We start from the raw sequence: 21,421 nt of genomic DNA on the forward strand, positions 1-21,421 counted from the left end.
AATCTACCTATCTCTATTTACTACCTTTTGCTCGCCATCCGTCTCGAAAGGAAGACGAACGCACCAAAAAAGGTTTTTTCTAAGGATCGATATGCCTCAACACATGGACAAACAAACGTTGAAATCAGACATGGGGAATACGCGCCTCCGGTGAGGCCAGGAAGAAGTAAACAACGCAACACGCCTGTTCACAGGTCTGTTAGAGAACGCGTAGAAATCCGAAGACGCGCCTTCCCCGCCGTCAATCAGAAACGATCGTGTTCATTGGCCATCTGGTGAGTCTGTAATGTCCACTGAAAGTGTGCGGGGTGCCGCGGGATGAGGAAATACGACTTGAAATGGATTTGGTGGTGGTGTAAAAAACCGCGTAGCCATGACGACCTCCTGTGAAGGTTGTTTTTGGTCAGGCCTGGCAGGGTGTTTGCCGCATCCTGTCGGGCTGCATCATGAACGTCACAATAACTAGTTATTACGCCCCACCCTAAAATGCGATCCTTTTTGGGTGTCAACACTTTTTTTGCCGTTATATCTCAGCCTTACCTATTCCAAAACTATAGAATAAATACCGAACGCCCCTTCCACTCAACACCCCAGCCTTACCGCATCGATGGAAAATCAGTCTACCACAAGGTAAAAACAGCCACGTCCTGCCAACCTAAATAGTCATCACTCACCAGGTGAAAATAGTGCTGGAAAGGCAAGGCCCGTTTTGATACCTCTATTTCCAAGCCACACGTTAACTCATTTTTTTCGCCAAAGAAATAAAGAGTAAGGAGTGCTTATGAGAGGGAAACAGGTGCGTCAGATTTGCGAGGCATTGGATCGGCTCTCCACCCCTTCTGGAGCCACCATCCGGGAACTGACAGAAGCCCTGAAGGTGAAGCGCCGATCCGTGGAACGGATTCTCCACAACATGGAGGAAATGGAGTTCCCCATCTACAAGGATCGTCCCCAGGGCGCCCGGGAAAAGCGATGGCACCGGAGCCCCCCATGTGAAAAAACTCCCCGAACACCGCCATCCCCAATCTCACCCTCACCCACCAGGAGGTGATGTGCCTTTACCTTCTCAACCGAAACGACCCGGTGTTCAAAGGTACCTACATGGAGCGCCTCCTGAAGTCGCTCTTCTCCAAGCTCACGTACTTCTATCCCAAAGAACTCACCGACGCCCTGGACGGTATGCGCCACCTCAAGGTGACCAAGCCCCTGATCGAAAAAAATTACGCCACCCATGAGCCGGTTGTGACCGTAACCGAAGCCATCGTCTCCCGAGAGTCTCTGAAACTGCTACCGACCACGCCTTTGCCACCGACACCCATAAAGAGGTGGTCATCAACCCCCTTCACCTGTTTGAGGAGTCGGGCGGACTCTACCTCATCGCCCAGAAAAGGTCCGAAGGCGCTTTCCGAACCTACGCAGTGGAACGCATCCACAAAGTCCGCGCAACCGGGCAGGAGTACAGCTACCCCAAAGGGTTTTCTCCAGGCGATTACCTGTCCCGTACCTTTGGTATCATTGACGACGGTGAGATCACTGTGTGCCTTCGGTTCTCCAAGGCACAAGCCCGATACGCCGCCGAGAGAACCTGGGTAAACGGACAAACCCTCACGCCCGGACCCGATGGCACCTTAGAGCTCTCCTTCACAACCCGGGGCATCCGGGATGTGAGGCGTTGGGTTCTGGGGTGGGGATCGGATGTGGAAGTGCTTGCACCGAAATGGTTCCGGCAGGAAATCCGAGGGGAATTCGCAAAAATTGACCAAATATACAGACAAAAACACTCACTTTTTTAAATATAAAAATCAACATCTTAACCACTCACACTTCAATTGAATGTAAACAAACATTTGACACACTGAAACTTCGAGATTACCATTCTCAGGAATTACCAAACATTGAATGTTGGCAATGGTTCCCCTGCAAGCTACGGAGTGGATTGAAACAATTGAATGTATGCTATGCTCTATGCCTCTTGGTCCCATTTGGCATAGGGTATGGTTTACCAAAAATATTATTTCAATTGATGTATGCTAAAAGGAGAATGAACTTAAAAATCCGATGCTGCGTTGAAACAAAAAAAGCCGAGATTGTTTTAGTGTTTATTCTTTTCATATTTGGCTATAGCTTTTTTAGCCTGACGAAGACCTATCAGTTATCCATATATCGATGGGCAAATGCCATATTGTATTGGAAAGGCACACAAGAAAAAAAATTTCTCACCGATGCAACCAGCTTTGACGGAGTAACCCTGTAAGCTGGCTACAACAAGACATCAACCTAATTGATAGAAAGTTGAAGCATCATGAAAAACAAAATTCATTACTATGCTCACACGACTGCCAATGCCCCATCGACCTGGCAACCGTTGATTGACCACCTGATACAAGTAGCCGACCTTGCCGCCGACAGGGCCGCCTGTTTCGGCGGGGAAGACTTTGCCCGATGGGCCGGGCTACTCCACGACCTGGGTAAATTTTCTCACGAATTTCAACGGAGCCTTGAAACATCCAAGGGGAGGGTGGATCATTCCACGGCAGGGTCTCGAGCGGTTGTCGTCTTCTGGAAAGAGGCCATGGGCGACCATGGGGAGTGTCTTGCCACCTTGCTCTCCTATGTCATCGCCGGGCACCATGGGGGACTGCCCGACGGCGGTCATACGACGGCGGATCACGGGTCCTTGAAAAATCGTCTGGCCAAAAGAGAGATCCCGCCTGTGGAGGGGTGGCAAAACGAAGTCCCCCTTCCCGAAATCGCACTTCCTCCAAGACTGAAAATGGACAAGGAAACAGCGGGATTCACCTTAAGTTTTTTTGTGCGCATGATCTACGGCTGCCTGACGGATGCTGACTTTCTGGACACCGAGGCCTTTTGCTCCCCCGAAAAATCCATGCTGAGAAGCCCCTGGCCCGGCATCCCTGAAATGACGGAAACGCTTCGCCAGCACATGGACACCTTGTTGCAAAAGTCAGAACCAACCCCCATCAATACGGCGCGCCAAGAGATCCTGAATTATTGCCGCGAGGCATCCGAACAACAACCAGGCCTCTTTTCCCTCACCGTCCCCACAGGGGGAGGAAAAACCCTTTCATCACTTACCTTCGCCTTGGAACACGCCAAAACCCATGGGTTGAGGCGGGTGATTTATGTCATCCCCTACACCAGTATTATCGAACAAAATGCCGATGTGTTTCGCAAGGCGTTGGGGGAGGATGCCGTGCTGGAGCATCATTGCAACGACCTTCACCCCGATGAGAGAAAGAAGGAGGAGACGACCACCCGGACATCGCGGGAGCCGTCAGGTTCCGTCTTGCCATGGAAGAACCGGGACGTCACCCTGGGTGGTGACCACCTCGGTGCAATTCTTCGAGTCCCTTTTTGCCAACCGGTCCTCCCGATGCCGAAAACTCCCCAGCATTGCCCGCAGTGTGGTGATACTCGATGAAGCCCAGATGCTCCCCCTTCCCCTGCTTCAACCTTCGGTGACTGCCCTGCGCCAGCTTGCAACCAACGATGATTCCACCCTGGTGCTGTGCACGGCCACCCAGCCCGCCCTTGAACAATCGGGCCGCCTGACCTGCGGATTTCCTGAAGGGGCCATTCGGGCAGATTATCCCAACAACAGAAAAAGGACCTTTTCAGGACCTTTGAGAGAACAAAGATTACCCGGCTCGGCACCCTTTCAGATGAAGAGATTGCCGAGAGACTGCGCAACGAACATCAGGTGCTCTGCATTGTCAATACCAGAAACCATGCGCGCACCCTGTATGACACCCTTGGCAAAGAAGAGGGAAATTTTCATTTAAGCGCCCGTATGGTCCCGGCCCACAGACGGAAAATTCTCCAAAAGATATCGAAATGCCTTGAAAAAGGCCTCCCATGCAGGGTGGTAAGCACCTCACTCATTGAATGCGGTGTGGATGTTGATTTTCCGACGGTGTATCGGGCTGTGGCAGGCCTTGACTCCGTTGCCCAGGCCGCAGGGCGATGCAACCGGGAAGGCAAGCGCCCCACAGGACAAGTCTACGTATTCCGGCCCGAAACTGGCATGCCCAAAAAGGGCACCGGGGTTTCAGCGGCGAGCCGAGGTGTTTGAAGAGATAGCCGCCTCCCACGACGCCCATTCAGCTGGCGAGGCTGTCTCCGCCTTTTTCCGGCGGCTCTACCAGTTTGAAGGGCTTGACCAAAAAGAGGTCATGAAATGCCTGTACGAACCCAATATCGGCCTCAAACTCCCCACCTCGTTTCCTTTTGTGGTCATCAACGATCGGTATCGGTTCATTGAAACCAAACGTCCCGTCATTGTGGAGTGGGACCAACGGGCCAGGGACTTGGGCGCGTCAACTGGAGTATGCCCAGGACATATCGGGCACTTATGACAACTCCAGTCCTACACTGTACGTGTTTATAAAACGGAATTGGAAGCCCTTTTTGAGGGAGGTGTGGTGCCCTTGAGAGATCAATTTTACGTGGCCCGCGAAGGCATCGGGTACAGAGAGGACGTCGGGCTCTGTTCGGAAGACCCCACCCACTGGAACGCGGGTTCGGGAATTATTTAATCGTGTTTACCCTGTATTGCCGCCGTGTGGCGTGGATAACAAAGGAGGATCTATGGGTTATGGTGTCAAGTTGAAGGTATGGGGCGATTACGCCTGTTTTACCCGACCGGAGATGAAGGTGGAGCGGGTAAGCTACGATGTGATGACCCCTTCGGCCGCCCGAGGGATCCTGGAGGCCATCCACGGAAACCCGCCATCTCCTGGGTGGTGGACAAAATCCATGTCTTGAAGCCCGTGCGGTTTGATTCGGTACGGCGTAACGAGCTGAAAGGCAAAGCCTCCGCTGCTTCGGCCAAGTCGGCCATGAAAAGCGGCAAGGCCGTTCACCAGTTCATTGAAGACGAGCGCCAGCAACGTGCCGCCCTGGTACTTCGCGATGTGGCGTACATCATTGGGGCCGATTTCGACATGACGGATAAAGCGGGCGCCGAAGACAACCCCGGCAAGCACATGGATATTTTCAAACGCCGTGCGATAACTCTGGCGCGCTTTGACGGCCCAGGGGATGTCCGGGCTTCGGCGGCAGAAGCTGGCGCGAGGGAAGCCTCTTCAAGCTGGCGGGACGGTTAAAGCATTGGCTGGATGTCCACCGACCATCCATTTTACTCTGTCAGATGACACCTCAATTTACCGCCCCACTATGGCGGACGGGGTCATTGACGCCGCCCATGGCAAAAGAAGGCGGCTATGATTCTCTCGGCGTTAACCGACTATTATGAGCGCATGGTGGCAGACCCGAAAGCCTCCATGCCCAGGCCCGGGTTCAGCGAAGAGAAGATCTCCTTTGCAGTGATGGTCAGTGCGGAGGGACATTTCAAAAGCATCCGGGATTTACGGGAAACCCAAGGCAAAAAAGTCGTGCCTGTCAAAAAGATCGTACCTGCCGCAGTGAAGCGTTCCGGCACATCCATTGTTCCCAACTTTCTCTGGGATAATTCCGGGTATGTCCTCGGGGTGGACGGCAAGGGAAAACCCCAGCGCAGCCGCATGACCTTTGATGCGTTCAAGGAAAAGCACCAGGATATCGCCGGGCACACATCCTGTGCCCGGGTCAGAAAGCTGGCTGCTTTTCTGGAGGCATGGGAACCGGAGCAGGCTGAGGCATTGGAGTTAAAAGAGGAGTTCCTCGATCAGAACCTGATCTTCTGGCTGGAAGGCGATGACAGGCCGGTCCACGAATACCCGGACGTGCTGGAGCTCTGGCAGACGCTGCAGGATAAAGAGGAAGATGGCTCCTATGAAGCGCCCTGCCTCGTCACAGGAGAGGTGGAACCCATTGCAAGGCTCCACCCCCCCTATCAAAGGCGTCTCCGGGGGGCAGCCCGCAGGGTGCGCCATTGTATCCTTTAACCTTGATGCCTTTGCATCCTACGGCAAAGAGCAGAGTTTCAACGCGCCGGTGGGCGAAACTGTTGCCTTTGCATACACCACGGCGTTGAACTACCTGCTGCGCCGTGAAAACGGACGGACTTTGTCCATCGGGGACACCAGCACGGTGTTTTGGGCAAGAGAAAAAGGCACCTGAAGAAGATCTGCTGGCCTCTTTTTTTGATGTCACCAACGAGCCTGACCCGAAAGGTTCCCCAAAAGAATCCGGGAAGACCGGCAATCAGCGGCCAAGGTGCGCTCGATTTTACGGGCCTTGCGGGATGGAGTGGCCCTTCATGATGCTCTGGGTGAGCTGGACAAGGACGTAAAATTTTACATCCTGGGATTGGCCCCCAACCAGTCCCGCCTTTCCGTACGATTCTGGTGCCCCTCAACCTTTGGAACCCTGGTGGAGAAGGCTGGCCTGCACTACGGAGCCTTGAGTATGGAGAGGCAATACCCCAACCAGCCCGAATTTCCGTCGTGATCTCGGGATTCTATTGGAAAGCGCTGTCCAGCAAAAAAGAGAGACATCTCCGCTTTTCAGGGGCCCTTCGCGCAGCGTCCTCACGGGCTGCCGATACCCCAGAGCCTTTACACCGCCATTTTAGGGCGCATTCTCGCGCGCCACAAAGAGGTCAATTATGTGCGGGCCGCCGTCATCAAGGCGTGTCTGACTCGAAACCACAGGCAAACATCAGGAGAGATCACCATGTCACTCTGACCTGAATCGAAAGGACGTCCCTTACCTGTTGGGTCGTCTTTTTTCCTTGTTGGAAAAAGCCCAGAGAGACGCCCTTGGAAAAGTAAACACCTCCATTCGACACCGTTATTTCAGCTCTGCATCGGCCACGCCCTCCATTGTGTTTCCCCAATTGCTGAGACTGGCTCAACACCACATTGCCAAAGCAGAATACGGGAAAAAATGGACAGGGGCATCCAAGCTGTTGTGGATGATATCGCTGATTTTCCAACCCGCCTCTCCCTTCAGGAGCAAGGTATTTTCACCATCGGCTATTACCACCAGTCCAACGCAAATTACCGAAAAAACGAAAAGGAGTAACCCATGAGCGCCCTTGAAAACCGATATGAATTTGTCTTGTTTTTTGACGTGGAAAACGGAAACCCCAACGGTGACCCGGATGCCGGAAACATGCCCCGCATCGACCCGGAGACCGGCCACGGCATGGTGACGGACGTCTGCCTGAAACGCAAAGTCCGAAACTATGTGGAGTTGGCCAAGGACGGAGAGGAAGGATTTAACATTTATGTCCAGGAAAAGGCGGTGCTGAACAACCGCAACGAGATGGCGTACAAGGCCCTTGACCTGAAACCGATAAAAAAGGAAAAAAGCTGCCCAAAAAGGTGGAAGACGCCAGGGCCGTTACCCAGTGGATGTGCGGCAACTTCTTTGACATCCGGAGCTTTGGTGCGGTGATGACAACAGAAGTCCAACCGCGCCCCAGGTAACGCGGGCCGGTTCAGATGGTGTTTGCCAAAAGCGTGGATCCTGTGGTGCCCCATGAGGTGAGCATCACACGCATGGCCGTGACAACGGAAAAAGAAGCCGAAAAACAATCCGGACAACCGCACCATGGGGCGCAAATACATCATTCCCTACGCCCTCTACCGTGCCGAAGGGTTTATCTCGGCGCCCCTGGCAGCCAAAACCGGATTTTCCGAAGATGACCTCTCCCTGTTCTGGGAAGCCTTGACCCAGATGTTTGAACATGACCATTCAGCGGCAAGGGGAAAATGAGCGCCCGAAAACTGGTGGTGTTCAAGCATGACTCAAAGCTGGGAAATGCCCCGGCCCACCTCTTGTTGAATACCGTGGACCGCCAACCACGCCAAGGATGGAAATGCCCCGGCACGGGCGTTTAAGGATTACGACATAACCATTGACGAGTCAGCCCTTCCCAAGGGTGTCTCCTGCGAGGTGAAATTGTAGCCATGTATGCCGACGACGACCTGCTCCCCCTATCGGCCCTTCAGCACCCTCCTTCTGCCCGAGGCAGTGCGCACTGATCCATGTGGAGCGGCTCTGGGTAGAGAACAGATACACGGCCGAAGGGCAGGTCCTCCATCAACGGGTGGACAGGCCGGGGGAGCACCGGGAACCCGGGGTACGGACGGCCTATGGCGTAGACCTCAAAAGCCGGGCCCTTGGCCGGGCTGGGCAAAGCCGACGCCGTGGAATACCGACATCATGACGGGCTGTGGCGTCCCTATCCCGTGGAGTACAAAAGAGGGCGGCCCAAAAAAGGGCAACCACGACCGGGTCCAGCTCTGTGCCCAGGCCCTTTGCCTGGAGGAGATGCATGGAATGGGTATTGACGAAGGAGCCCTTTTTACGGGATGCCCGTCGGCGTGAAGTGGTGTCCCTCACCGACTCGTTGAGGACAGAAACCATAGACGCGGCTCTGGCCCTCCACCACCTGGTGGAGGAAGGCCTCACCCCGCCGCCTGTGTACACCAAGGGGTGCGACACCTGCTCCTTTCTGGATCTCTGCATGCCCAAGGACATGGGGGTTGGTCGTGTAAGGGCCTACCTCAGGGAGGTGACAAAAGGATGAAGAAGCTGTTGAATACCCTCTACGTCACCACCCAAAAAAGCTACCTGGGAAAAGACGGAGAGACGGTCTCGGTCTACCGGGGACGGCAAGGTAGTAGCCCGCATTCCCGTGCACACCCTGTCAGGCATCGTCTGCTTCGGCAATGTGGGGATGAGCCCTTTTCTCATGGGGTTCTGTGGGGAAAAGGAGGTGGGGGCCTCCTTTCTGGACGGAGCGCGGGCGGTTCCTTGCCCGGGTGGCCGGACCGGTCTCCGGTAACGTCTTGGTGAGGCGGACCCAGTACCGCCTCGCCGATGAACCGGATGAATCTGCGGAGCTTGCCCAAGCTGCGTCATCGGCAAGGTGGCCAACTGCCGGGCCGTGCTCTCCAGGGCCCTGAGCACGACCGTGACAAACTCGACGCCGATGCCGTGCAAGACGCTGTCACGCGGCGTCGAGGTGTAACCCGAAGGAGTCTGCCACGCCCCGCCCCCTGGACACAGTCCGCGGCCTGGAGGGAGACGCGGCCCGGGCATACTTTGGGGTGCTGGACCACCTGATCATCACAAACAAAGACACGTTTTGTTCTCCAAGGGTCGAAGCAGGCGACCGCCCCAGGACATGGTCAATGCCATGCTCTCCTTTGTCTACACCCTCCTTGTCCATGACGTCCGCTCAGCCCTGGAGGCCATGGGCCTGGACCCTGCCGTGGGTTTTCTTCACCGGGACCGACCGGGCAGACCGGGTCTTGCCCTGGACATGATGGAAGAGTTTCGGGCCTTTGTGGCTGATCGCCTGGTGCTCTCCCTAGTCAACCAGAGGCAGGTCTCCCCGTCGGGCTTTCAAACCCTGGATTCCGGCGCCGTGGTCATGGACGATTCCACGCGCAAGGTTGTCATTACCGCCTATCAGGACCGAAAGCAGGACGAAGTGTGTCATCCGTTCTTGAAGGAAAAGGCAAAGATCGGCCAGCTTTTTTTCGTGCAGGCCCAGCTTTTGGGACCCGTTATTTTCGAAAAGATCTGGACGGCTACCCGCCCTTTGTATGGAGATAGATGCCATGATGGTGCTTGTCAGCTACGATGTGGCCATGGATGAAGGGCGGCCAGAAGAGGCTCCGACGTGTGGCCCGGGTGTGCCAGAACTACGGACAGCGGGTCCAGTACTCCATGTTCGAATGCAGCCTGGACCCGGCCCTCTGGGTGGAGGTCAAGGCCAAACTAATCAAAGAGATCAACCCGGAAACAGACAGTCTCCGATTCTACTTTCTGGGGGCCAACTGGAAACACCCGGGTCGAACATGTGGGGGCAAAACCCTCACGCAGACCCGGATGCCCTTTAATCCTTGAAAAACGCGGAGCCCCGAGCTCGTTTTTTTGTTATAAAAATCAACCATCTGAAAAAAGGTCTCTTTCGACCATTGGAGAAGAGAGGTTCGCGATTTTTTAACCATTTGAAAATATGAACTTATTCATCAACATCAGACCAATACGTGCTCCTCATGGGCACTGCCGACCGGGGTTCGCGCGTAGCCCCGGTTTTCCTTTGTATATGAATGGGTTCCCTGAGAAACAGTCGCTCCCTCGCGGGAGCGTGGATTGAAACCTTCGTGCTTGTGATTGGCCGCCCTGGGCATACAGTGAGCTCCCCTCGCGGGAGCGTGGATTGAAACTCATGCCTCTTGTATCCGAAAATAAACCAAAGTCGCTCCCCTCGCGGGAGCGTCGGATTGAAACAAGGGGTGCCGAGAGGAGAAGCGCAGAGGCTCAGAGTCGCTCCCCTCGCGGGAGCGTGGATTGAAACCCACTCGTCCGCATCAAGATCACCCCTCTTTATGTCGCTCCCCTCGCGGGAGCGTGGATTGAAACAAGGGCGACAAGGGGAAGGAGCTTGACCGCCTTTGTCGCTCCCCTCGCGGGAGCGTGGATTGAAACATAGGCCCTGGTACAGGAAAGGCCGCGTTAGCCTGTGCTCCCCTCGCGGGAGCGTGGATTGAAACTTCGATACGGGGTGGGAATTCCCGGAGATGTATGGTCGCTCCCCTCGCGGGGACGTCGATGAAACAAGCAAGCTGCTAAGTAACGCTAAGGTCTCCGAGTCGCTCCCCTCGCGGGAGCGTGAGTGAAACAGGCTGGGCGCTAACCAAGTTGGGGGTGACATACGTCGCTCCCCTCGCGGGAGCGTGGATTGAAACAATTGATCTGCTGTGTTTGGCTCGCCTTGGTAACGTCGCTCCCCTCGCGGGAGCGTGGATTGAAACGTCGCCTCCTCGTTTTCCGTGTCGTCCGCGGGGGTGTCGCTCCCCTCGCGGGAGCGTGGATTGAAACTTCGCCTTGATGTCAAATCCATCCACGGCGGGGCGTCGCTCCCCTCGCGGGGGCGTGGATTGAAACACCACTGGGTTGAGCGGTGATGATCGTTAAAACCGTCGCGCCCCCGCTGTGGCGTAAGATATAACCCGGCAGCTTTAAAGGCTCTCCGACGGCTATCGGTACCCATGCGAGGATGTCGATGGAAGACTGTTTTTCGGTGCGGGGGCCGCCGCCCTCTACAAGGTGTCACGGCCCGGGCGGAATCGGAGAACGTGTAACCGTCAACAGCTCCAGCCACCTATGGCTTCGGCATGGCTTTCATGCGCACATGTTGAGTGCCTTTATACGGTGAAAGGCCACATTGATTCCAAGGCCCGCCTCGGTTATGATTTTCTCGGCATAAGTCTCATGCACGGTAATGACGGATGGAGCCAGGTATTATCTTTTTGATCCGTCACATGGCCATGCTCTTCATGGTATGAAGTCAAGGACCCCCCATGCTCATTCGCTCTGCATTCCCAACCGACTCAGAAAAAATCGCGGTCACCCATCGGGCGTCCATTAAAACCCTCTGGCACCCCACTACACCCCAGAAGCCATTGCCGGGTGGACAGGACTTTTGACGCCCAATCTACGAGCACGCCATAGGTGAAAAGATTATGGTCGTGGCTGAAGAGAACGAAGGGATCTTTGGCCTGGGCATCCTGAACCCGGTTAGCGGTGGAGATCGGTGGTTATTTTAGCCCCGGGCTGTGGGAACCGGGGTGGGCAAAGCCCTGATTACGGAGCTGGAGACCCCAGGGCCATGGGCGCCGGTGTCCATGAACTGAGATTATGCGCCACCATCAACGCGGTAGTTTGTTCTGGTCACTGCGGGTACCTTCGCCTGGGCGAGTCCGCCCATGAACTGCCCAACGGGGTCGGCCGCTTGCCATGCATCCGAATGGCAAAGGCCCTGGACGATCAAAATGGATAAAAAGATCACATTTAATGTGTTTGGCAGGATCATTCTCGCCCTGCACAAAGAGAATGCTTGGTGATTGTTCTATGAGTAGGATCAAAGCGCCGCCCGGCCACAGACCTTGTTGTGCCTTCCGGCCTCCAAAGCTCCGAGCTGGAACTCTACCTGAGCGACCTCTGCCACGAGTGGGCCACCGAAAAGCATCCCGATAGTTTTCAGGGTCTCGTAATCAGAGGCGTTGCCTGTATCACAATGGGCTAATGGAGTAAGGGATAATCGACCCCATAGCAGTGGCGTGGGTTGAAAAACTTTTTGGGTTTTTACGGGCAGCTCTCCAGCGGCTGTCGGTACCCATGCGGGGATGTCAATTGAAACTCTTTTCGGTGCGGGGGCCGCACCCTACCGTGTGACACAACCCGGGCGGATACGTGGGGTCGAAATTTGGGGATTGACGGGCGACTATCCAGGGGCTGGCAGCATCCGTGGGGGCGTGAATTGAACCTTTTCCGGTGCGGGGCCTAGCAGGTACCCGTGTGACACAGCCCGGGCGGATACGTGGGGCGAGATATTGCGGGGATTAACCACCCTATCCAGGGGCTGGCGGTATCCATGCGGGGGCGTGAATTGAACCTTTTCCGGTGCGGGGGCCGCACCATACGGGGTGACACGGCCCGGGCGGTTACGTGGGGCGAGATATTGCGGGGATTGACGGGCGGCTCTCTGGAGGCTGTCGGCATCCGTGTGGGGACGTGAATTGAACCTTTTCCGGTGCGGGGGCCGCACCATACGGGGTGACACGGCACGGGCGGTTACGTGGGCGAGATATTGCGGGGATTGACGGGCGGCTCTTCGATGGCTGGCGGTATCCATGCGGGGGCGTGAATTGAACCTTTTGCGGTGCGGGGCCGTACCCTGGTATTATTGCCCTCCTAACGGAAGCAGAGATACCGACACTAAGGGAAAGATCTTTTGTAAAATTCACGAAAAACCCCTGAATCATTTTCAATATCTTCAGGGGTGATTAATCGTTGGGAACCCTTTTATGTCAAGCAATTACACGTGTGGGCAACCATTTATAAAATTTAATATCCACTTTCTTATTGACAACTTACGCAAACACATAGATAGTGCGCCCGTTAGTGCCTCATGTGGAGGCTTGTGTTTCGTTATCAAAGGAATTTCCATTTGAAGAAGTGGCCAGACCTGAAAGTTTCGAACATGCAACAAACATCATTTAATTTTTAAGGAAACGTCACAATGAACAATGGAATCGTAAAATGGTTTAACGAGAGCAAGGGTTTTGGATTCATCGAGCAGGAAAACGGCCCCGATGTATTCGTACACCACTCAGGCATCAATGCTTCAGGCTTCAAAACCCTCAACGAAGGTGATCGCGTTACCTTCGACATTGAGCAGGGTCAGAAAGGTCCTGCGGCTACCAACGTCACCGTTCAGTAGAAAAAAAATCATGTTCCTCTAAAAGAGTGTAGCGTGATTTAATATATGAAAGGCCCCCTGGATTTATTTTCAGGGGGCCTTTTTTTATCCCTTCTGTTTATTCTCTGCCACAAGAGGCCCACCGAAACCCAACCAGGGGAACGGGCTCTTTCTGCTGGACTTTTCCCGGCCGTCTGTGAGATGGTAAGAACCAGTTTCCAACCCTGCAATCATATCCAAAATCATAATATTCCATCACAACAACCAGTAAACCCGGGGTGGGGCAACCTCCCATCGGTGCTGAGGATCTGTGCCGCCTTGCGGTATCCACCAGTGGCAACCGCACACCGGACCTTCGTCTGAAGGTTCGTTCCCCCCCTTACCTGATCATCCCCTGAAACGTAACGGGGCAACGATTCCGCCCCGGAGCGCGCCTCCAAGGGGCCCGAAAAAGGTGCATATGAAACGATGGTTACAGGAAAAACTGATCTGTCCGGACTGTGCTTCTGAGGAAAACCCCTTAATCCTTACCGTCACGCACGAAAAGGACGATGATGTTCTGGAAGGAGAACTCACGTGCGTGGCCTGCCGGAGGACCTACGGAATCCGCGATGGCGTGGCCGTTCTTTTACCGGAACGCAGCATGGGGTTGCTGTCCGATGATGCAGGATACAACTCCAAGGCCATGCTCTCGGCGTATCTGTGGAGCCATTTTGCCGAATTTTTCAACGGCACCAATGCCACGGACGCCTACAGGACCTGGTCCTCATATTTCTCGGAGAACAACGGCTGGGCCCTTGATACCGGATGCTCCGTGGGACGCCTATCCTTTGAACTGAGCAGGACCCACTCTCGGGTGGTGGGCATGGACACCTCCCTGTCGTTTATCAGAACGGCGCGGGAATTGCTGACTGAAAAGCGCCTGGAGTTCGACCTCATCGTGGAGGGGCACCTCACCGAACGCAAAACCTGCGAGCTCTCCCCGGCCTGGCACGACGACAGGGTTGAGTTTGTGGTGGCCGACGCCATGGCCCTGCCCTTTCGGGGTGCCCTTTTTTCCACGGCCACCTCGGTCAACGTCCTGGAAAAAGTGCCCCACCCCATGCAGCACCTGGCCAACATCAACCACGTGCTCAAGGACGACAACGCCATGTTTGTCTTCTCCGACCCCTTCTCCTGGGACGAAGCCGTCTCCCACCCGGAGCTGTGGATGGGCGGCCGGACCGAAGGTCCGTTTCAAGGCCGAGGCATCGACAACGTTGTCCGCCTCATGTCCGAAGGGGGCGAAGCCTTCCACCCTCCCTTTCAGATTGTTGACCAGGGCCATGTAAACTGGAGAATCCGGAAGACAGAAAATCTGTGGGAACACATCACCTCCCAATTCGTGGTGGGGGTCAGACAGTAAAACAGGAGATGAGCACAGTGGATCCAAAACCCGGAATTTGCGGCATCTGTTTCCATAGCCCCGGTTGCGGGGTCATTGCGCATTTTGATGAAAACAACAGGATCGACCGGCTGGAGCCGGACCCAGAAGCGCCTCTGGGCAGCATCCTGTGCCCCATAGCAGACAGCGTCAAAGAGATCATCTATTCCGAGCGACGGCTCACGCATCCCCTTAAGCGGGTGGGCCCCAAAGGCACCCATGAGTTCGAGAAAATCAGCTGGGACGAAGCCTTTGATATTATCGTGGACAAGCTCACCGAGACAAAGAAAAAACACGGCCCTGAGGCGGTGGGATTTTATGCGGGTACAGGGACCTATGAGCGCTCCTTTAAAGACATCTTTCAACTCAAGGGCTCGGAGATCTACCTGGCCAGCAGCGTGCTCTTTCCCTTTGGCTCCCCCAATTCTTTCGGCGTGGGAGCCCCTTGTTATACCGCCCTGGGCGTTCTGGCCCCCAAACTCACCATGGGCTGTCTGCACATCGATATGTTCTCGGATGTGGACAATTCGGACCTGATCCTCGTGTGGGGGACCGACCCCTCCTCGTCCACACCACCCGAGATGTTCGAACGGCTGAAGACGGCCGCAGAGGAAGGGGCGGAGATCATCGTCATCGACCCCAGGCGGACCAAGGCCGCCGAGCTTCCGGGCAGCACCTGGCTCCCCATCCGGCCCGGCTCCGACGGGGCGCTGGCCCTCGGCCTTGCCCATATCCTCATACGGGACAATCTCTACGACGAAGAGTTTGTGGCAGACTGGACCCTGGGGTTTGATGAGTTTGCCGCGTATGTAAAGGAGTTCTCGCCGCACCATGTTGCCGCCGTCACGGGAATTGATGAGGAGACCATCGAAACCCTGGCCGAAAGCATCGCCGACGCTGAAGGCGCCAGCTACATCATGTACACCGGGCTGGAATACACCAAAAGCGGGGTGCAGAACATCCGGGCCGTCATGGTATTGTGGGCGTTGGCAGGCCAACTGGATGTGGAGGGGGGGCGCTGTTTTGCGAGGCGGGAAAATCGCCTTCACCTGAACCGAAAGGGTCAGCTTGAGACCCCCGGGTATGACAAATCCATCGGCAGCGGAAAATTCCCTGTCTATTCCCATTACTGCGGGGGCGAACCCCACGCCGCCCTCCTGCCGAAATCCATCCTGGAAGGGGAACCCTATAAGATACGTTCCATGTTTGTCATGGGGGCGTCTTTGATGACCTCCTGGCCCGATCCAGGGGTCTGGAAAGAAGCTCTGGAGGCCCTTGATTTTTTGGTCTCCATCGATCTCCAGCTCACCCGGGACGCGGCCTACGCCGACATCGTACTGCCCGCAACCACAGCCTTTGAGCAGGAGTCCTACTGCTACTACGGCAACGCCATCCGGCTGAGGGAGAAGCTGACAGACCCCGTGGGCGAAGCCCGGCCCAATTACCAGATCCTGGCAGAATTGGCCCATCGCCTGGGATACGGCCACCTCTTTCCCCAGAGCCAGGAAGAGCTCTTGCACTACATCCTGGATGGAACCGGCTTTACCGTGGAAGACTTGAAGCAGGCTGACAAGCATGTGCTCCGCAACGGCAGAAAAGAGATGGCCTACCGAAAATGGGAAAAAGGCCTGCTGCGGCAAGACGGGCAACCCGGATTTGAAACCCCATCGGGCAAATTCGAGATCAAATCCACGGTGCTGGAACAATACGGGTACGAAGGCCTTCCAAAGTATGAGGAATCCGTTGAGACCCCCGTCAGCAACCCGAAGCTCCACAAACGCTATCCCCTGATCCTGGGCACAGGCCCCTTCAAGCCCGATATGAAATCCTGCCTGCGGGCCATCCCGAGCTTTATGGAGAAATACCCCTACCCGGTCATTGAGATGAATGAGGCAGACGCGGAAAAACGCCGGGTCACCACCGGAGACACCGTCATCATCAAGACGGCCCGGGGATCGGTGGTGATGCGGGCCTATGTCACCGACAAGATCATGCAAGGGTTTGTATACGCCCCCGTGGGCGGCGGCGGCCCCCTGGGGACCGAGGCGTGGCAGAATGCCAACGTCAACGTGCTCACCGACCTGGATCAATACGACGAGATCTCCGGGTTCCCGGTCTACAAAACGCTGCTGTGCCAGGTGAAGCACAAAAAACGGGAACGCAGGCGCCCGGCCGCCCAGGACCCGAGCCTCGGGTGTGTGGGGTGATCAGCAGAAGCATACAATGAGCCCCCCTTCCCCCCCTTTCATAGTGATGGGGAAACGGGGGCCGGGCAAGATTTGCTCGCTGCCTGACCAAAACCCCGAACGTCCCATCTGCTCCATCCACATTCCCTCCAGAAATGCCCGCCTTGTGTTCTTTACTAAGTGCCCTACCTTACATCTCATCAAAACTATTTTATAGGAACCGTGCCGTTCATGCCTGCCTCACTGTTCAGCATCAGCTAAAATCAGCTTGGAGCATTGGAAGGGGTGCTATTTTACTCTTCGATCTCCTCTATGGCCCACCCGGTCAACTCTTCTGATGAATAGGCGGCCATCATATCCACGAATCGCCGGATCTTTGCAGGGACAAAGGCCGTGGACACATAGGTGGCATAAAGGGGGTACGGCTCCAAAGAGTACTCCGGCAGCAGCTGAACCACCTCGCCGCTGTCCAGAAGCTCCTTGAAGGCCCGGGGGTTGCCGACGCTGATCCCGAACCCGGCCCGGTTGAGCTTACGAATCACCGAAGCGCTGTTCACCATGAATTTAGAAGACACCTTCACCTTCTCGGGGCCCTTCGGCCCAATAAACTCAAGGGGGGTATCTCGCTGGAAACGAGTGAAAAAAAGAAAGTCGTGGTCATGAAGATCCGAGGGTTTGCGCGGGGTGCCCCGCTTAGCCAAGTACTTCTTTGAGGCGATGAGCAGCACAGGCAGATCGATCAATTTGCGACAGATGAGGTTGGAGTCGGGAAGGTGCCCGATGCAGATGGAAACGTCAATGCCCTTCTCGCTCATATCCGGGACTTCTCCCGTGAGGATAAGTTCGACCTTCAGGTCCGGGTACATCTCCGCCATGGACGTCAAAACCGGGGCCACATGCACATCACCTATGTTGTTCGGTGCCGTGACACGAAGGTACCCCCGGGGTATGTCGGTCTCACGGGCAACACAGGCCTCAAGGGCTGCCTGTTCATCAACGAGCCGCCGCATGCCATCGTAGTATTTTTTCCCGGCTTCCGTCGGAACGGAGCGGCGAGTGGAGCGTTGAAGCAGTTTCACACCCAGGCGCCCCTCCAGGGCTGCCACCTTCCGGCTCACGGACGAGGGGTCCGTCCCCAGCTGTTCAGCAGCTGCCTTGAGGCTCCCTGCCTCCACCACCCTTAAAAAAACCTGCTCATTGGTTTCCATTGCCATGCCGCTCCCGGGATAACGACCCCACTTGTATTTTCGTTCACGTTTCCGACCAAATGCCTTGGGCCATGCAGTGTCACGTCTTGCCAGCAAAACACCCCTGTCAGGCCCCTTCCTTCTTCCCTCCGATGTTTCGACGGCTCCGAAACCGATCCATCCTGACACGGCCGTCATCCTCCTTGGTCAGGAACACACTTGTGCTTGCCAAGCATTTCAACACGTTGCAGAAGACGCCCCATCCAACCGGCATTAATTGCAGAAAACGCAATTAACAAATGATTAATTACCCTCTTCATGACAACAAATCAACCACGTATAACATCACCCAGGTTGGCAACATGCCACGTCAATCACCGCATATCGCCAAAAGGTACGGCACGGTTTTAAAGCCCTGCCCTGGCGATACAGCGTTTAGATCACCCATAGAACCAGGAGGTTCACAACCATGACTACACAAGCATTTAAAAAATCAGGTCTGGCGTCAGCCCTTTTCGCGCTCTGCGCCTTCACCCTCATCACCACCCAGGCTTACGCAGGATGCATGGGCGCCATGTTCGGACGCGTGGCCCAGGAAGGGACCCAGCTCCATGAGCTGGCCATGGCCTCCCTGAACCAGAACGGTGGTGCAGACACCTACTTCACCAACGGCGAAGGCAGGGTTCTGGATGTCAAGGCCAAACAGTGCGATGACGGACGCGTCCGTGTCTCTGTTGAGCGCGTCTACATCCCCCGAAACTACATCACCGGAACCCATGACGGCACCCTGGCCGTTGAGGCAACCTACGACCACCTCCATGAGCTGGCCCAGACAGGCGACAAACTCGGTGGGTATACCCTGCTCCCGAACTCTGTGGGCGCCGATGCTTACCAGTGCGGCACAGACATCGCCATGGCCCTGGACGCCGAATAGCCCATTGCTGCACAACGTGCTGTTCACTGCCAGGCCAATGCATCAGCCCTGAGTAAAAAAGCAGTGACACCAAAGCACAAAGCCCGTTTCCGTTGTCACCATGGAAACGGGCTTTCTTTTATTGCCCGATTTCACGAGGTGGGGTACAAGCATTCACTCCGATCGCCCGAAGGGTTAATAAAGCGAGCCAAAACGGCGAATGCCAAGTGGCACTCTTGAATTAACTGATTTTTTCTCAGCAACCGTGTGTCATACTGACTTATAGCGGTAAGCCTGTCGTTTTCCCATGAGATATCCGGGATCAGACCCACAAAACAACCCCCCATGACCTCTGGCGCAAGGCCAGAGATCACCCCCAATATCTAAGGAATACCCGTTTCCCATGATTCGTTTTATTCTGTTACTGGCTATTCTGGCAGCGTTTCCGCCTCTGTCCACCGAGTAACTGAACCCGCGGCTATTCCATTTCTTCAAACCCTCTGGAATCAGCCCCTGGCCATCATCAACCTGACCCTGGTCCTCTTTTTTACGGTCTACTGTGCCTTCCTTTTGGTATACGGTCCTCTGTCCGACCGCTACGGCCGCAAAAAACCGTTGATCACCGGCATCCTTATTTTTATTGCAGGCAGCATCCTCTGCGCCCTGTCCACAGGCATCCACATGCTCATCGCAGCACGCATCATCCAGGCTGCGGGAGCGGCCTCGGCATCGAGTATCTCCATGGCAATAGCCAAGGATCGCCTGGAAGCCAGAGAGAGGGAGTCGGTCATGGGGTATGTGTCGGTCATCATGGCCCTGGCGCCCATGATCGCCCCCATGGTCGGGAGCCTGATCATTACCCGGTTCACCTGGCCATGGATTTTTATGGCCCAGGCAGCCATGGGAGGGGTGGCCCTTATCGGCATGCTGTTCACACCCGAGTCCCACCCCAACCCCACGGGCGTCCCCGTAACCGAACTCATCAAAAGCTATGGCCGTCTCCTGACCAACGGGCGGTTTATGTCCGTCGTTATCTGTACCTCCATGACAGGCCTTCCCTTTTTTGCACACATCGCTGCGTCATCGAGCATTTACATCACCCACTACCATGTCAGTGAAAACACCTTTGCCCTCTTTTTCGGTGCCAATGCCCTTTGCTTTATGGCAGGCGCCATGATCTGCGGCAACGGGCCTTCGGCAGATGGATAGGCAGTGTGGCCTTGATGTCCACAGGCCTGACAGGAATCGCTGCCGGAGGGCTTGCCATGGCCCTTCATCTTTCCCGGCCCATGGTCAGCACCTCGCATGGGGTTTATCACGTTTTGTATCGGTATCAGCCGCCCTCTCGCTGGCCAATAACCTTGCCCTGGAGCAAGTTCAACGCGATGCCGGTGCGCGGCTTCCTCTTGGGTTTATTCAATTTTATCCTGGGGGCCGCAGCCATGGCTGTTGTCTCCTTTGACTGGCACGACAAGGTCACCTTTATCGGGATCCTTGCCGTTGGCACGGGAGGCTTGGCGTCCATTTTATGGTGGTTTATCAAAGCCCGGATTCAATTGCCTGAAACGGCGGTTCGGCAGGTTTGCGTCGAGCAGCCTGAAGCCGCATAGACCGGGTATGTCATGAGCGGGCTGAACCCATGTCAAGGCATCATGATGGTGCCGACATGTGAGGGAGGATGCCGCCAACCAGGCTGTCAAAGTAAAAAAGCCCGTTTCCGTGGTCACCATGGAAACGGGCTTTTTTATTGTCTGCTTTCGTAGGGTAGTATAAAAAGACCCGGATAAAAAAGACAACAAGCATAGGGCCTGAGACAGGCCCCCAGACCGAAGGAAGGCAACACCATGGAAGCCATTTTACAAAAAGCGGAACGCATGCAGGAAAAAGCCCGGGCCATCATGGAGGACACACAGGTCCTCGACATATGGACCTCCATCGGAGCGACGATCAACCTGGTGGGATCGCTTCTCGTAACAGGGCTTTTGATCAACAACCGGGACATCGATTTCCATATTCAGCCGCAGCCCCTTCAGCCTCTCGGACAGTTTTTCAGCCATGGCACGGCTTGCCGAGAACCCTCGCATCAAGTCGATCTCCTACACCAACCTCATCGAGGCAGAGGACAAATGCATCGAGTGGCACGCCTTTTACGAAGACGACGAAAACCAGTCCTGGCAGATCGACATGATCCATATCCTGGAGGATTCTCCCTACGTCGGTTACTTCGAGCGGGTTGCTGACCGCATCTCCCAGGTGCTGACCCCGGAAACCCGTAGCGCCACTTGCACTATCAGGCCATTCCCACAGAGAAAAAAAGGTCATGGGCATCCAGATCTACAAAGCCGTCATTGCTGACGGGATTCGGGATGTCGACTCGTTCTGGCGCTGGAAAGGCGCCCAGCCCGACGAGGGAATCGTGACCTGGGTTCCTTAAATAAAGAAACAGGTCCGTTTCCCTTTGCCCCCAGCGGGTCGTTTTCCTGAAAAAAACCTGATACACCCGCGCTTCGTTTTCATTGCCCG

20 protein-coding genes and 7 pseudogenes are annotated in these 21,421 nt (G+C 55.4%); 25 read left to right on the top strand and 2 right to left on the bottom strand.

Annotated features, from left to right (window positions below):
* Positions 1-781: 781 nt before the first annotated feature.
* From ACOYW1_RS19950 to ACOYW1_RS20050, 21 genes and pseudogenes are all read left to right on the top strand, one after another.
* Positions 782-1,051 (top strand): hypothetical protein, encoded by a 270-nt coding sequence (locus ACOYW1_RS19950; protein ID WP_482419435.1) that lies wholly within the window; start codon positions 782-784, stop codon positions 1,049-1,051.
* A 268-nt stretch (positions 1,052-1,319) separates the two neighbouring features.
* Positions 1,320-1,430, top strand: a pseudogene (locus tag ACOYW1_RS19955) (WYL domain-containing protein); the annotation flags it as partial.
* Complete coding sequence (locus ACOYW1_RS19960) at positions 1,419-1,793, top strand: WYL domain-containing protein (RefSeq protein ID WP_482423777.1); 375 nt, start codon at positions 1,419-1,421, stop codon at positions 1,791-1,793. The pseudogene ACOYW1_RS19955 and the gene ACOYW1_RS19960, both read left to right, overlap by 12 nt.
* Before the next feature lie 509 nt (positions 1,794-2,302).
* Positions 2,303-3,442, top strand: a complete 1,140-nt coding sequence (locus ACOYW1_RS19965; RefSeq protein ID WP_482419436.1) for a CRISPR-associated endonuclease Cas3'' — start codon at positions 2,303-2,305, stop codon at positions 3,440-3,442.
* Between the two features lie 261 nt (positions 3,443-3,703).
* A complete protein-coding gene (locus ACOYW1_RS19970; protein WP_482423778.1) occupies positions 3,704-4,093 on the top strand; it encodes a helicase-related protein in 390 nt (129 codons plus the stop codon).
* Positions 4,086-4,376, top strand: coding sequence for a hypothetical protein (locus ACOYW1_RS19975; protein WP_482419437.1), 291 nt, complete (start codon positions 4,086-4,088; stop codon positions 4,374-4,376). Before ACOYW1_RS19970 ends, ACOYW1_RS19975 begins: the two co-directional genes overlap by 8 nt.
* Before the next feature lie 232 nt (positions 4,377-4,608).
* Positions 4,609-5,126 (top strand): annotated as a pseudogene (gene cas5c, locus ACOYW1_RS19980) (type I-C CRISPR-associated protein Cas5c).
* Between the two features lie 177 nt (positions 5,127-5,303).
* A pseudogene (gene cas8c, locus ACOYW1_RS19985) lies at positions 5,304-6,648 on the top strand (type I-C CRISPR-associated protein Cas8c/Csd1).
* Between the two features lie 28 nt (positions 6,649-6,676).
* A pseudogene (locus tag ACOYW1_RS19990) lies at positions 6,677-6,987 on the top strand (type I-C CRISPR-associated protein Cas8c/Csd1).
* A gap of 3 nt (positions 6,988-6,990) precedes the next feature.
* Positions 6,991-7,362 carry a type I CRISPR-associated protein Cas7 gene (locus ACOYW1_RS19995; protein WP_482419438.1) on the top strand — a complete coding sequence of 124 codons (372 nt, stop codon included), beginning with the start codon at positions 6,991-6,993 and terminating at the stop codon, positions 7,360-7,362.
* A pseudogene (locus tag ACOYW1_RS20000) lies at positions 7,320-7,430 on the top strand (type I CRISPR-associated protein Cas7); the annotation flags it as partial. The gene ACOYW1_RS19995 and the pseudogene ACOYW1_RS20000, both read left to right, overlap by 43 nt.
* A gap of 76 nt (positions 7,431-7,506) precedes the next feature.
* Positions 7,507-7,683 (top strand): annotated as a pseudogene (locus tag ACOYW1_RS20005) (type I CRISPR-associated protein Cas7); the annotation flags it as partial.
* A gap of 562 nt (positions 7,684-8,245) precedes the next feature.
* On the top strand, positions 8,246-8,500 hold the full coding sequence (locus ACOYW1_RS20010; RefSeq protein WP_482419439.1) for a CRISPR-associated protein Cas4: 255 nt from the start codon (positions 8,246-8,248) through the stop codon (positions 8,498-8,500).
* A gap of 108 nt (positions 8,501-8,608) precedes the next feature.
* Positions 8,609-8,758: a CRISPR-associated endonuclease Cas1 gene (locus ACOYW1_RS20015; RefSeq protein WP_482419440.1), complete on the top strand. Its 150-nt coding sequence runs from the start codon at positions 8,609-8,611 to the stop codon at positions 8,756-8,758.
* Complete coding sequence (locus tag ACOYW1_RS20020; RefSeq protein WP_482419441.1) at positions 8,736-8,879, top strand: hypothetical protein; 144 nt, start codon at positions 8,736-8,738, stop codon at positions 8,877-8,879. Before ACOYW1_RS20015 ends, ACOYW1_RS20020 begins: the two co-directional genes overlap by 23 nt.
* A 182-nt stretch (positions 8,880-9,061) precedes the next feature.
* Positions 9,062-9,577 carry a CRISPR-associated endonuclease Cas1 gene (cas1, locus tag ACOYW1_RS20025; protein ID WP_482419442.1) on the top strand — a complete coding sequence of 172 codons (516 nt, stop codon included), beginning with the start codon at positions 9,062-9,064 and terminating at the stop codon, positions 9,575-9,577.
* Positions 9,574-9,828 (top strand): CRISPR-associated endonuclease Cas2, encoded by a 255-nt coding sequence (gene cas2, locus ACOYW1_RS20030; protein ID WP_482419443.1) that lies wholly within the window; start codon positions 9,574-9,576, stop codon positions 9,826-9,828. Before cas1 ends, cas2 begins: the two co-directional genes overlap by 4 nt.
* 2,035 nt (positions 9,829-11,863) lie before the next feature.
* Positions 11,864-12,013, top strand: a pseudogene (locus ACOYW1_RS20035) (DUF7661 family protein); the annotation flags it as partial.
* A gap of 996 nt (positions 12,014-13,009) precedes the next feature.
* Positions 13,010-13,210 carry a cold-shock protein gene (locus tag ACOYW1_RS20040; RefSeq protein ID WP_482417514.1) on the top strand — a complete coding sequence of 67 codons (201 nt, stop codon included), beginning with the start codon at positions 13,010-13,012 and terminating at the stop codon, positions 13,208-13,210.
* A gap of 439 nt (positions 13,211-13,649) precedes the next feature.
* Positions 13,650-14,594: a class I SAM-dependent methyltransferase gene (locus ACOYW1_RS20045; protein WP_482419444.1), complete on the top strand. Its 945-nt coding sequence runs from the start codon at positions 13,650-13,652 to the stop codon at positions 14,592-14,594.
* 17 nt (positions 14,595-14,611) lie between these two features.
* A complete protein-coding gene (locus ACOYW1_RS20050) occupies positions 14,612-16,819 on the top strand; it encodes a molybdopterin-containing oxidoreductase family protein (protein WP_482417516.1) in 2,208 nt (735 codons plus the stop codon).
* A 272-nt stretch (positions 16,820-17,091) separates the two neighbouring features.
* Here ACOYW1_RS20050 and ACOYW1_RS20055 read toward each other — a convergent pair whose 3' ends face one another.
* A complete protein-coding gene (locus ACOYW1_RS20055; RefSeq protein ID WP_482419445.1) occupies positions 17,092-18,012 on the bottom strand; it encodes a LysR family transcriptional regulator in 921 nt (306 codons plus the stop codon).
* A gap of 442 nt (positions 18,013-18,454) precedes the next feature.
* Between ACOYW1_RS20055 and ACOYW1_RS20060 the strand changes: the two genes are divergently transcribed.
* The 3 genes from ACOYW1_RS20060 (at position 18,455) to ACOYW1_RS20070 (ending at position 20,508) form a co-directional block, all read left to right on the top strand.
* Positions 18,455-18,919: a hypothetical protein gene (locus ACOYW1_RS20060; RefSeq protein WP_482419446.1), complete on the top strand. Its 465-nt coding sequence runs from the start codon at positions 18,455-18,457 to the stop codon at positions 18,917-18,919.
* Positions 18,920-19,432: 513 nt separating this feature from the next.
* Positions 19,433-20,107 carry an MFS transporter gene (locus tag ACOYW1_RS20065; protein WP_482423779.1) on the top strand — a complete coding sequence of 225 codons (675 nt, stop codon included), beginning with the start codon at positions 19,433-19,435 and terminating at the stop codon, positions 20,105-20,107.
* A 56-nt stretch (positions 20,108-20,163) separates the two neighbouring features.
* The gene (locus tag ACOYW1_RS20070) at positions 20,164-20,508 is read left to right on the top strand and encodes a hypothetical protein (RefSeq protein WP_482419447.1); all 345 of its coding nucleotides are present in this window, start codon (positions 20,164-20,166) and stop codon (positions 20,506-20,508) included.
* A gap of 246 nt (positions 20,509-20,754) precedes the next feature.
* Here the strand turns inward: ACOYW1_RS20070 and ACOYW1_RS20075 are convergent, their stop codons facing one another.
* On the bottom strand, positions 20,755-20,955 hold the full coding sequence (locus ACOYW1_RS20075; protein WP_482419448.1) for a hypothetical protein: 201 nt from the start codon (positions 20,953-20,955) through the stop codon (positions 20,755-20,757).
* Here ACOYW1_RS20075 and ACOYW1_RS20080 point away from each other — a divergent pair.
* Positions 20,954-21,253 carry a hypothetical protein gene (locus ACOYW1_RS20080; RefSeq protein ID WP_482419449.1) on the top strand — a complete coding sequence of 100 codons (300 nt, stop codon included), beginning with the start codon at positions 20,954-20,956 and terminating at the stop codon, positions 21,251-21,253. The two genes, ACOYW1_RS20075 and ACOYW1_RS20080, sit on opposite strands and share 2 nt — an antisense overlap.
* Positions 21,254-21,421: the final 168 nt, after the last annotated feature.

The organism is Desulfoluna sp. CYM3A (assembly GCF_056829965.1).